Origin of the sequence: Pseudoalteromonas sp. Scap25 (genome assembly GCF_013394125.1) — a bacterium.
Lineage (GTDB): Bacteria > Pseudomonadota > Gammaproteobacteria > Enterobacterales > Alteromonadaceae > Pseudoalteromonas.
The window spans coordinates 1,762,882-1,774,928 of the sequence record NZ_CP041327.1 but is presented as its reverse complement, the minus strand read 5'-3'; the positions used below and the strand labels follow the sequence as shown (position 1 = coordinate 1,774,928).

Below are 12,047 nucleotides of genomic sequence, written 5' to 3'. Positions count from 1 at the left end.
CGGTAAACTGTTAGGGATAAAAATGTACAGTAAAGGTAACAATGAAGCGTTTTACTCCCCCAGAACAATTCCAAGCAACGAGCCTAAACACAGGGGCATTTGCTCACTTACGTCAGCTGTTTAAAATTCATCAACAAACAGACTGGCCAGAACCTGCGTATTTTGCCCCGTACTTAAATGCCATAAACGCACATAATCTCCCCATTCGTTTTGTCGATGATGCCAAGGTTGACTTTGCTGAGCGCTATTATGAACAAGTAATTTTTGAAACAGGGGAAGTCCCCACGCGCCAACAAAACTGGCATGATCTGTTTGGTGGTTTTATTTGGTGCTTATTTCCAAAAACAAAAGCCCTAATCAATCAGCGTCATGTAGATGAAATAGCAGTGCATGGTTTAAAACAACGCAGTAAACATCGTAACGCATTAACCCTGTTTGACGAGTGTGGCGTAGTTTTAGCTATTAGTGATTCAAATTGGAAAGCATGCTTAAGAGACCACCAATGGAAAACAGCATTTATAATGCATAGAGAGCAGTGGGGTAAAACTATAGCGCCATTCATGTTTGGCCACGCTAATTACGAAATGTTGACCAAACCTTATATTGGGCTCACAGGCAAAGCATTATTTGTGAATGTACCCGATGAAATATTTTGTAAAGATTTAGTAAAGCAATATCAGTACCTAGATAAGCAACTTTATGAGATGATTAAAAATGATGATTGTTTAGCCGATAATAAACAGCTTTCACCCTTACCCTTATTAGGTGTTCCTGGTTGGTGTGAGGAGAATAACAATTCATCATTTTACGACAACACGGACTATTTTAGACCGAAACGAAGGACACGAAAATGATAGAAGTCACCGCGCTTAAGAAGAAGTTTAAGCTCACTAAAGATCATAAAAAAAATAAAATAGATGAAGTAGACCCACGCGAAGATAAAGACTTTTTTCATTCAGTAAAAAATGTCAGCTTTAGCTGTGCAAAAGGCGAAGTATTAGGGTTGTTAGGGCCTAATGGCGCGGGTAAAACCACCACCTTAAGAATGATTTCAACCGCATTAAAACCGGATGATGGCAGTATTACTATTGCTGGAAATGACATAATTAAAAAGCCACTCATTGGGCGTAAATCTATCGGGTTTTTGTCTGGCTCTACTGGTTTATATGGCCGTTTAACGGTAAAAGAAAATATCGAATATTTTGCAAAGCTACATGGCATGAGCAAGCAGGCAATCAAGGCACGCTGTGAAGAATTATTTACCTTACTCGATATGCATAAATTTATTGATAAGCGTGCTGAAAACTTATCAACCGGTATGAAGCAAAAAGCCAACATTGCGCGTGCTGTGGTGCATCACCCAGACGTGGTTATTCTTGATGAGCCAACTACCGGGCTTGATATTATGACCACGCAAACAGTGATTAACTTTATTAAAGGCTTAAAAGCACAAGGCACTCCTGTTATTTTTTCTACGCACCATTTAGATGAAGTTGCGCTTTTATGTGACCGTGTAGCGGTTATTAATGAAGGTGTAAGTTGTTTTGATGGCACCCTCGCTGAATTTAAACAAGCGGGTAACAGCGAAGAATTAAACCAAGCGTTTATGAACATATTAACGGAGAAGCAAGATGTTTGAAGTTTTTAAAAAGGAATTAACCGAGCTGCTACGCGATAAAAAAACCTTGTTGTTCGTGGTAGTATTTCCGATTGTGGTTTTTCCGTTGTTATTTGCTGTGGTTGCGTTTATTTCTTCGCAAGCCGCGCTTGATGCAGAGCAAAAAGTGAATACTTATGCGATTATCAATGGCGACTTTGCCCCAGAATTTACTGATAAAGTGTTTTATCATAAAAGCTTTGAGTTATATAAAGGCGATAAAACCTTCAATAGTGTTGAGGAGCTAAAAGCAGGCGTAACTGCTGGCGATATCGACATGGGCATATACTTACCAAGCGATGCAGTGCAAACATTAGATGATAAAAAGCAAAGTGAATGGCAAGTTGTATTTAATGATTCAAAATCAATTAACTTCTTATTTGAGCGTGTAAAAGAGCTTGCTAAAGAGTACAGCGATACACTTCAAGAAAGCAAACTATTAAGCTTTGGTATTGATAAAAGCGCACAACAATCTATCTTAAAGCCAATTAATGTGGTTAAAGTTGATACTGCAGACAAACGTGAAAACTTAGGTGAAAAGATGGGTGGGCTTTTACCTTATTTACTTATCCCGTTAGTGCTAATGGGGGCAAGTTACCCAGCAATTGATTTAGGCGCTGGTGAAAAAGAACGTGGCACGTTAGAAACCTTACTACTTACACCAATTACTCGTACCGAGCTCGTATTGGGTAAATTTATTACTCTACTCACTACTTCAATCGCATCAACTACTATTACGGTGATTAGTATGGGTGGGTGGATAGCCTTAGCACTGGCATTTGCTGATCTAGAGTTTATTAAAGCTGCGTTTAGCACTTTAGGCATTACAGACTTGCTAATGATTTTTGTATTACTATTGCCAGTTGCAGCCATTTTTTCTGCATTAGCATTGGCTATATCAATTTATGCACGTTCGTTTAAAGAAGCACAAAATTACATGACGCCGTTAAGTATAGTGGTGTTTTTCCCAATTGTTATTTCTGTTATGCCTAATATGGAACTTACTACTAAAACAGCCTTTATTCCGGTTACTAACGTCGCCTTAGCGATTAAAGAAATTATTAAAGGCACAGTCGATTACACGCTGGTGGGATTGATATTTTTGGCTACGGCACTGATAGCTGGGGCGCTACTAGCATTTTGTGTTAAATGGTTTAACCGCGAAGACGTGTTGTTTAGATAACCATTTTAATTGCAAAGTATAAAAAAAGGTCGCACAGCGACCTTTTTTTATAAATTATCATTAAGAGAGAGTGCTATATGCTTAGCTTTAGTGTTTATCTAGTACTAGATAAGCGAACCTTGGTTTATAAGCTATTAATAAAAAAACCGCTGTATGAAAAACCATACAGCGGTTTTTTAATTAGATTATTATTTATGATTTAAATTGCGCTTTAATAGTTTCAATCGCGCTATCAATATCTATCATAAGTTTTTCACCGGTGCGACGGTTTTTAAGTTCTACCTTATTCTCATCAAGGTTACGCTCACCAATAACAAGTGTGTAAGGTACACCAAGTAATTCCATGTCGTTAAACATAACACCAGGGCGCTCTTTACGGTCATCAAATAACACGTCCAAACCTGCATCTTTTAAACCTTGATAGAGGTTATTAGCAATATCAGGAATACGATGCGATTTATGCATATTCATTGGCACAATTGCTAAATCGAAAGGCGCGATAGCTTTAGGCCATGTAATACCGTATTGGTCGTTATTTTGCTCAATAGCTGCAGCAACAATACGTGATACACCAATTCCATAACAACCCATAGTCATTATTTGGTTTTTACCTGATTCGCTCAGTACACCTGCTTTTAATGCTTCTGAGTACTTAGTACCTAGTTGGAAAATATGACCCACTTCAATACCGCGTTTAATTTGCAACGTGCCTTGACCACACGGGCTAGGATCGCCTTCTACAATATTACGGATATCAGCAACTTCGTAGTTTGTTACGTCGCGATCCCAGTTAATGCCACTAAAGTGCTCATCATCTTTGTTGGCACCGGCTACAAAATCAGCCATTACATTCGCTGTTCTATCAACAATAATAGGCATGTTTAAGCCAACAGGCCCTAAAGAGCCTGGTTTTGCGCCAATGGCAGCAACAATATCTGCTTCGGTTGCCATTTCAAGTGGAGAATCAACCAATGGGTGCTTTTCAGCTTTGAGTTCATTAAGTTCATGATCGCCACGCAGTACTAATGCAACAAGCCCGCGTACGCCGTCTTCATTAGGAGTACCATAAACCACTAATGTTTTAACACCGCGATGGGGTTTTACGCCATAGTGTTTTTTAAGCTCATTAATTGTTTTTGCATCAGGCGTTGGGAATGCTTTTAACTCTTTGCTTGCTTGTGGGCGCGCTTCAGTTGGCGCTAATGCTTCGGCTTTTTCAATATTAGCGGCGTAGTCGCTGGCATCACTAAAAGCAATGGCGTCTTCGCCAGATTCAGCAAGTACATGGAACTCATGCGATACACTACCGCCAATAGAGCCTGTATCTGCAATTACTGGACGGTAATCTAAGCCTAAACGTTCAAAAATATTACAGTAGGCTTTGTGCATAACTTGATACGTTGCATCTAAACATTCATCGGTTAAATGGAATGAGTAGGCATCTTTCATAGTAAATTCACGGGCACGCATAACACCAAAACGTGGGCGGCGTTCGTCACGTACTTTAGTTTGTACTTGGTACAAAGTAATTGGTAGTTGTTTGTAGCTGTTAATTTCTTTACGAACAAAATCGGTGATCACTTCTTCATGGGTAGGGCCCATGGCAAATTCACGATTATGACGGTCGGTAAAGCGCATTAATTCAGGACCGAACTCACTCCAGCGGCCAGACTCTTCCCATAAATCAGCAGGCTGAATAACAGGCATAAGCATTTCAATTGCGCCGGCTTTATCCATTTCTTCGCGTACTATGTTTTCTACTTTTCTTAGCACACGTAAGCCAGAGGGAAGCCAAGTGTATAAACCCGAAGCGACGCGACGGATCATTCCGGCTCTAAGCATTAATTGATGCGAGACAATTTCCGCATCGGATGGCGTTTCTTTAAGTGTAGCGAGTATATATTGACTAGTACGCATGTTTTTTCCGAAATAGAGTGATATGTTCTTTTAATTAAGGCGCTCAGTTTACCAGCGGTTGCATTGACACTAAAGCGCTAAGTGATTTTTTATCGAATTTTATAGCCATAGCAGGGCTTTAAAGTTAGCTTAACTGAGCTCTATATGAGTAACCAGGTGATGAGAATCAGTCACTTGCCAAGTAATGTTGTATTCATACAAATTCATACCATAGCTTTGCACGCCTTGTTTTTGCTTTTTGTAGGCAGGGCGTGGATCTTGTTTTAGCACATTACTAATAAACGCTTGTAGCTCAGGGTAGTGGCTTTGTTTATTTATAAATTCTAAAGCTTGCTGGCTAAATTCAACACTCATTTGAGTCTCTGGGCGCGTATCGGCAAATCCAGCGCTTGCATCGGGTAATGAGTCTGAATAGGGTAAATAAGGTTTTATATCTACGATGGGTGTGCCATCAAGTAAATCAATACCGGCGAGCAATAACGCCAACTGGCCGTTTTTATACTCAATTCCCTCTAACTTTACTGCACTCATGCCAATAGCATTTGGACGAAAAGTAGCACGAGTAGCAAATACGCCTTTACGCTCATTACCGCCAAGGCGCGGCGGGCGAACCATTGCTGAATAGCCTTTATCAGCAGTTTCATGAAAACGAAATAACAGCCAAATATGGCTAAATTCATCTAATCCGCGAACAAACTCTTCACGATTAAATTCTTTGGCAAAAATCAGTTTGGCTTTAGCCTCGGGTACTAATCTAGGTTGCCTAGGAATGGCAAATTTTTGTTTATACGGAGATTGAATATGGCCAATAGCCGAAATTTGATAATCGCTCATAATGCTCGGTTATAGAAAAAATAGAGCGTTATTCTACCTTTTATTGACGTTGCTGGCATTAGCTTAATTTGGGGGGGGTATTTTTAGACTGATAGGTTTAAATGTAAAATAAAAAAGGTAAGGCTAAAAATAGCCTTACCTAACGTTTTAATAATTGAGCTATTATTAAAACATGTATTGGAATGATACTGACGCAACATCCATTTCTGGATCAATGTCATCTTCTAATTCGTAACGCTCATACTCTAAACGCACTTGCATGTTGGTTGTAAATGCATATTCAATACCTGCACCGTAAAACACGTCGCCGCCATCTTGAGATGCGCTGATGCTGCCAACCGGTAGTTCTTGAGTAACGTCTGCATCCCATTCAAACCAACCACCTTTTGCATAAACAGAAAAGTCTTCAGTGATCGGCGCTGCAAAACGTGCTGCTAACGATACGCCATCAATTTCAGCTTTGCTGTCTATATCACTCACTTCATCAAAATTTAGATAGGCAACCTCAAGACTTAAATGTTCATTAAATTGGGTACCAATGTAACCTTTTAACATTTGCGCGTCGTCATCAAAGTCGGTGTCGTTTTCGCTATCTTCAAACTGAAATGAATATTGGCCATAACCAATACCAGTGTAAATACGCGGAGAGTCCATGTCGGTAACATCAGCTTGTGCCGCTGAATTAAAACCCAGTGTTGCTAAAGCAAGTGCAGAAAGAGAAAGTGTTTTAATCATTATATAGCTCCTTTAAAAAGTAATATCGATGAATTATTTCATCAAACGTCGATTTACTAATTGCAGTGAGCGTGCCAAGTATTATTTCGCATAATATCTGGCCTTTATGTGTGTTTGTTGAGCTGTTTTGTTTTTTTTGGCACGCAAAACAATCAGGTGTTCAGCGTGCAGTTAATCCATAAAAATTAAAAATTGTAGCTTTTACAAGTTGTTGTAGTTTCTACATACCTATAAAAGCAACTAAATTAAACTTTATCTAATAAGTTTTCTGTTTCTATGGCTATTTGCTTCATTTTAATTGCGTAGTTCTCAAGCTTTTTGTCTTCGTCGGTAACCGATTTAAATTCTGGTACCGCCACAGGGTAACCCGTTTCATCCATAGCAACAAAGCTAATAACACAGTGATTGGTTTCAACTAGGTTTTGCGTTTTCGGGTCGCCACAGCGAACTTGAATAAAAATTTGCATGCTGGTTTTGCCGGTGTGTGCAATTTTTGCTTCAACCTCAACAATTTGGCCAACTAAGATAGGGCGGCTAAACTTAACGCCTGCAACCGATACCGTTACACAGTAGTGGCCGCTCCAGCCCGCAGCACAGGCATAACCCGCTTGGTCAATCCACTTCATGACCACACCGCCATGCACCTTACCACCAAAATTTACATCGGTTGGTTCTGCTAAAAAACGAAAAATTACACTCGACGACGCCATAACACACTCTCATTCATTCATATTACTTAACAGCATAGCGCAAAAAAGGGGCCGAAGCCCCTGCAATTTAGGATAAGTTTATAATTTCTATAGAAAGGTTGTTACATATTGGGATAGTTAGGGCCACCAGCACCTTCGGGAGTTACCCAGGTAATATTTTGGCTCGGATCTTTAATATCACAGGTTTTACAATGCACACAGTTTTGCGCGTTGATCACAAAGGATTGCTCGCCTTCTACTTCTTGTACTTCGTAAACGCCGGCAGGGCAGTAGCGCTGTGCTGGCTCGTCAAATTTAACTAAGTTAACGTTAATCGGAATTGATGCATCTTTTAGTTTTAAGTGACACGGCTGCGATTCTTCATGATTAGTATTAGATAAAAATACCGAAGAAAGCTTATCAAAACTGAGTTTGCCATCAGGCTTAGGGTAGTTAATTTTTTCAGCTTGGTTAGCGTCTTTTAAAGTTGCATGGTCAGGTACGTTATCTTTAAAGCTAAACGGTAGGGCACCCTTAAATATATTTTGATCAAGCGTGTTATATGCGCCGCCTGCAAATTTACCTAAGGTATGCATAGCAGGGCCAAAATTACGAGACTGATACAGCTCTTTATACGCCCATGACTTTTTAAACTCAGCGGTGTACTGGGTTAAATCATTATTAGCTAAATCGTTTTGTAGCGCATTAAAAATAACTTCAGCGGCTATCATGCCTGATTTCATAGCCGTATGATTGCCTTTAATTTTTGCAAAATTAAGCGTGCCAGCGTCACAACCTACTAATAAACCACCTGGGAAATGCATTTTTGGTAATGAATGTAAACCGCCTTTTGCAATAGCACGTGCACCGTAAGCAATGCGTTCTCCACCTTCAAGCGTATTTTTGAAAATAGGGTGATGTTTTAATCGTTGAAATTCATCAAACGGGCTTAAGTGTGGGTTAGAGTAATTTAAATCAACAATTAACCCCACAACCACTTGGTTGTTTTCGCTGTGATACATAAAGGCGCCACCGCCAGTGTCACCGCTTAATGGCCAACCAGTTCCGTGTACAACTTTACCCAATTGATGTTTAGATTCATCAACTTGCCAAATTTCTTTAAAACCTAAACCATAATGCTGTGGTGAACTTTCATCGTCTAAAGCAAACTGATTGATCAGTTGCTTACCTAGATGACCGCGACAGCCCTCAGCAAATACTGTGTACTTAGCGCGTAGCTCCATACCTGGCATGTAACCGTCTTTTTCATTGCCATTTTTATCTACACCCATATCGCCAGTAATGATGCCTTTTACAACATCATCTTCAATAATGACTGAATGCGCACTAAAGCCTGGAAATATTTCTACTCCAAGGTTTTCTGCTTGCTCTGCTAACCAGCGACATACATTACCCATAGAAACAATGTAGTTACCCTTGTTATGAAATGTATTTGGTGTAGCAAAGTGAGGAATTGAGGTTGCTTTATGTTCGTTGTTAAACCAGTAAATCTCATCATTTACCACTTTAGTCGAAACAGGAGCGCCGAGTTCCTGCCAATTTGGCAGTAATTCGTCAAGTGCTTTGGTTTCAAAAACGGCACCTGATAATACATGTGCACCAACTTCTGAGCCTTTTTCAACTACACATATCATGCACTCTTGTTGTTTTTCTTGTGCTTGCTGCGCGAGTTTAATTGCTGTTGAAAGCCCCGCTGGACCTGCCCCTACAACTACAACATCAAATTCCATGGTTTCGCGTTCAATCATAATAACCTCTTTATCTATGACGGACTCACCTTTGCATTATTTGGCAAAAAGTAAGCTAAGCAACCTGTTTCTTTGTTATGCAAATTAATCGTTACAGGTTGTGAATAGTTTAAGGTTATTTTAGGTTGACGTTTACGTCAACAGGAAGTAGTCTGATTTCATAAAATAAATAGGTTGACGTAGACGTTAGCTTATAGGTTTAAATAATTATGGAGTCCCTATGAAAGTTCTCGTACCAATAAAAAGAGTGATCGACTACAACGTAAAAGCTCGCGTTAAACCTGACAACAGCGGTGTTGATTTAACTAACGTTAAAATGGCCATGAACCCATTTTGTGAAATTGCTGTAGAAGAAGCGATTCGTTTAAAAGAAGCGGGTACTGCAACTGAAGTAGTTGTTGTTACTATTGGCGCTAAAGCATCTCAAGAACAATTACGCACAGCACTGGCTTTGGGCGCAGATAAAGCGATTCATGTTGAAACAGAAGAAAACTTAGAGTCTTTACATATAGCAAAATTGCTTGCCAAAGTAGTTGAACAAGAATCGCCTGAACTGGTTATTTTAGGAAAACAGTCAATCGATTCTGATAATAATCAAACAGGTCAAATGCTAGCGGCGCTGACTAACCGTGGTCAAGGTACGTTTGCTTCTAAAGTGGTTATTGAAAATGACAAAGTAAATGTCACTCGTGAAGTCGATGGCGGTTTACAAACCGTTGCACTTAATTTACCCGCAATAGTCACCACAGATTTACGTTTGAATGAGCCACGTTATGCGTCGCTACCTAATATTATGAAAGCCAAACGCAAACCGTTAGAAGTTATTGCGGCTGATTCGCTAGGTGTAGATTTAGCCCCGCGTATTGAATTGGTCAGTGTAGAAGAGCCAGCAAAACGTAGCGGCGGGATTATTGTTGAAGATGTTGCACAGCTTGTAGAAAAACTTAAAACAGAGGCAAAGGTGATTTAAATGAAAACTCTTGTAATTGCAGAGCACGATAACGGTGCCTTAAAACCAGAAACCTCAAAAACGATTAATGCCGCTAAAAAATTAGGCTTTGACGTAGATGTATTATTAGCAGGCATAAACCTTGGCGCCATGAGTGAGTCACTCGCGAGCATTGAGGGTGTTGCGAATGTTTTACTTGCTGATAATGCAGTTTATGAGCATCAAATTGCTGAAAGCATGACAGATCTAGTGTTATCACTTGCAGATAGTTACAGCCATATTATGGCAAGTGCAACTACTACAGGTAAAAACTTTATGCCGCGTGTTGCCGCATTATTAGATGTAGCGCAAATTTCAGAAATTATTGATGTAATTGACGCTGATACATTTAAACGTCCAATTTACGCGGGTAATGCTATTGCAACGGTTAAATCGCTCGATAGTAAAAAAGTGATCACAGTACGTGCAAGTAGCTTTGATTTACAAGGCGAGCAAGCTCCAGCTAATGTAACCGCTGTAGATGCAGTCTCTGATTCACAGTTAAGCAGTTTTGTTAGTGTTGAACAAACTGAATCAGAGCGTCCAGAGCTAACGGCTGCAGATGTGGTTATTTCGGGTGGTCGTGGTATGCAAAATGGTGAAAATTTTGCATTATTAAATGGCATTGCCGATAAACTCGGTGCCGCTATTGGTGCATCACGTGCAGCGGTTGACGCGGGCTTTGTGCCTAACGATATGCAAGTAGGGCAAACAGGTAAAATTGTCGCGCCTAATTTATATATTGCTGTGGGTATTAGTGGTGCCATTCAGCATCTTGCAGGTATGAAAGATTCAAAAGTTATTGTTGCCATTAATAAAGACCCTGATGCGCCAATATTCCAAGTAGCTGATTACGGTTTAGTTGCTGACTTATTTGATGTTTTACCACAGTTAGAGCAAGCACTATAAAGGAAAGCAATAAACCGCTCCTAAAGTAACAAATTCTGATTTAAAGCCGCCGTTTCATTATTGATTCTGCGGCTTTTTTAATTCAACAACTCCACTTATCTAAATTACTTGCGATTTAAGTTTTTTTACTACAAAGTGACAGCGTTGTCATTTGTAGAAATACAAATTATTAAATAGGAGCCAAAATGACAAGGTATAAAGCACTTGATGCTATGCGTGGGCTAACCATAGCGTTAATGATACTGGTAAACACTCCGGGATCGTGGTCCCATGTGTATGCCCCTTTACTTCATGCAGATTGGCATGGCTGTACCCCTACAGATGTAATTTTTCCGTTTTTTATGTTTATTATTGGCTCTGCGATGTTTTTTTCGTTCAAAAAAACGAACAGTGCAGCCAGTGCTAGCCAAGTATTAAGACTAGTTAAACGTGGAGCAATTATATTTGCCATTGGTCTAGCTTTAAATATTTATCCCTTTACTACCAATATTGAAAACTTGAGAATATTAGGTGTACTGCAACGTATAGGGATAGCCTATATTTTAGCGTCTATCTGTGTGTTGTTTTTAAATAGGCGAGGGGTGTTAACGCTATCGGTTATTATCTTAGTTGCTTATTGGTTATTACTGTTAAGCGTTGGCGCTGAAAACGCTTATACACTCGAACATAACCTAGTTAGAGCGGTTGATATTGCCGTACTAGGTGAGTCGCATTTATGGCAAGGCAAAGGGCTAGCATTTGATCCAGAAGGGCTGATCAGTACGTTACCCTCTGTGGTGAGTGTCTTGTTTGGTTTTGAAGTGACCCGCCTGTTAACGAGCACAAGTAGCCAGTGGACAAGCATTAAGCGTTTATTAGTTATTGGTGTAGTTGCAGTTGTTATCGGGCAATTAACCTCAATGGTTATGCCAATTAATAAATCACTTTGGACCAGTAGCTTTGTTATTTACACATCCGGGATTGCTTGTTTTGTGTTGGCATTTTTTGTTTGGCTTTGTGACATTGTTAAACCTGAGCGTCTTGTTAATCCATTAATTGTGTATGGATCAAACCCACTGTTTATATATGTATTATCGGCTGTGTGGGTACTGAGCTATTCACTGATTAATATTGGAGAGCTAAACTTAGGGGATTGGATGTATCAGCAACTCGCCTTAGTTATGAGCGCTAAATTGGCATCGTTCACCTTTGCTTTATTGCATGTTATTGGCTTTTGGGTAATTTCGAATATGCTTTATAAACGAAAAATATTTATAAAGATTTAGTATTTATAACAATTTGCTTCCCTAAGCGGGAGGCAAATTGTTCAAGTATTTATGCAAATTAATATATCAGACAATAAAAAACCAACCCGCGGGTTGGTTTT

Annotated in this window: 11 protein-coding genes; 6 read left to right on the top strand and 5 right to left on the bottom strand. The window is 39.6% G+C overall.

Features of this window, described 5'->3' with window-relative positions:
- Positions 1-41 precede the first annotated feature (41 nt).
- From FLM54_RS08160 to FLM54_RS08150, 3 genes are read left to right on the top strand one after another with little or no spacing between them, the layout of a single operon-like run.
- Positions 42-854 carry a DUF3025 domain-containing protein gene (locus FLM54_RS08160; protein ID WP_178956125.1) on the top strand — a complete coding sequence of 271 codons (813 nt, stop codon included), beginning with the start codon at positions 42-44 and terminating at the stop codon, positions 852-854.
- Positions 851-1,639, top strand: a complete 789-nt coding sequence (locus FLM54_RS08155) for an ABC transporter ATP-binding protein (RefSeq protein WP_075169185.1) — start codon at positions 851-853, stop codon at positions 1,637-1,639. Before FLM54_RS08160 ends, FLM54_RS08155 begins: the two co-directional genes overlap by 4 nt.
- Complete coding sequence (locus FLM54_RS08150) at positions 1,632-2,840, top strand: ABC transporter permease (protein ID WP_178956124.1); 1,209 nt, start codon at positions 1,632-1,634, stop codon at positions 2,838-2,840. Before FLM54_RS08155 ends, FLM54_RS08150 begins: the two co-directional genes overlap by 8 nt.
- Positions 2,841-3,032: 192 nt before the next feature.
- On the opposite strand, the gene FLM54_RS08145 is transcribed toward FLM54_RS08150, so the two are convergent.
- From FLM54_RS08145 to FLM54_RS08125, 5 genes are all read right to left on the bottom strand, one after another.
- Complete coding sequence (locus FLM54_RS08145) at positions 3,033-4,757, bottom strand: proline--tRNA ligase (protein WP_178956123.1); 1,725 nt, start codon at positions 4,755-4,757, stop codon at positions 3,033-3,035.
- A gap of 129 nt (positions 4,758-4,886) precedes the next feature.
- A complete protein-coding gene (gene tsaA / locus FLM54_RS08140; RefSeq protein ID WP_054200984.1) occupies positions 4,887-5,591 on the bottom strand; it encodes a tRNA (N6-threonylcarbamoyladenosine(37)-N6)-methyltransferase TrmO in 705 nt (234 codons plus the stop codon).
- A 165-nt stretch (positions 5,592-5,756) separates the two neighbouring features.
- Positions 5,757-6,326, bottom strand: coding sequence for an outer membrane beta-barrel protein (locus tag FLM54_RS08135; protein ID WP_178956122.1), 570 nt, complete (start codon positions 6,324-6,326; stop codon positions 5,757-5,759).
- A 245-nt stretch (positions 6,327-6,571) separates the two neighbouring features.
- Positions 6,572-7,036 (bottom strand): acyl-CoA thioesterase, encoded by a 465-nt coding sequence (locus FLM54_RS08130; RefSeq protein ID WP_008113812.1) that lies wholly within the window; start codon positions 7,034-7,036, stop codon positions 6,572-6,574.
- Between the two features lie 101 nt (positions 7,037-7,137).
- Positions 7,138-8,784: an electron transfer flavoprotein-ubiquinone oxidoreductase gene (locus FLM54_RS08125; RefSeq protein WP_109874612.1), complete on the bottom strand. Its 1,647-nt coding sequence runs from the start codon at positions 8,782-8,784 to the stop codon at positions 7,138-7,140.
- 220 nt (positions 8,785-9,004) lie between these two features.
- Here FLM54_RS08125 and FLM54_RS08120 point away from each other — a divergent pair, with 220 nt between their 5' ends.
- From FLM54_RS08120 to FLM54_RS08110, 3 genes are all read left to right on the top strand, one after another.
- A complete protein-coding gene (locus FLM54_RS08120) occupies positions 9,005-9,754 on the top strand; it encodes an electron transfer flavoprotein subunit beta/FixA family protein (RefSeq protein WP_109874613.1) in 750 nt (249 codons plus the stop codon).
- Positions 9,755-10,681 carry an electron transfer flavoprotein subunit alpha/FixB family protein gene (locus FLM54_RS08115; protein ID WP_178956121.1) on the top strand — a complete coding sequence of 309 codons (927 nt, stop codon included), beginning with the start codon at positions 9,755-9,757 and terminating at the stop codon, positions 10,679-10,681.
- A 185-nt stretch (positions 10,682-10,866) separates the two neighbouring features.
- Positions 10,867-11,946, top strand: coding sequence for an acyltransferase family protein (locus FLM54_RS08110; RefSeq protein WP_178956120.1), 1,080 nt, complete (start codon positions 10,867-10,869; stop codon positions 11,944-11,946).
- Positions 11,947-12,047: the final 101 nt, after the last annotated feature.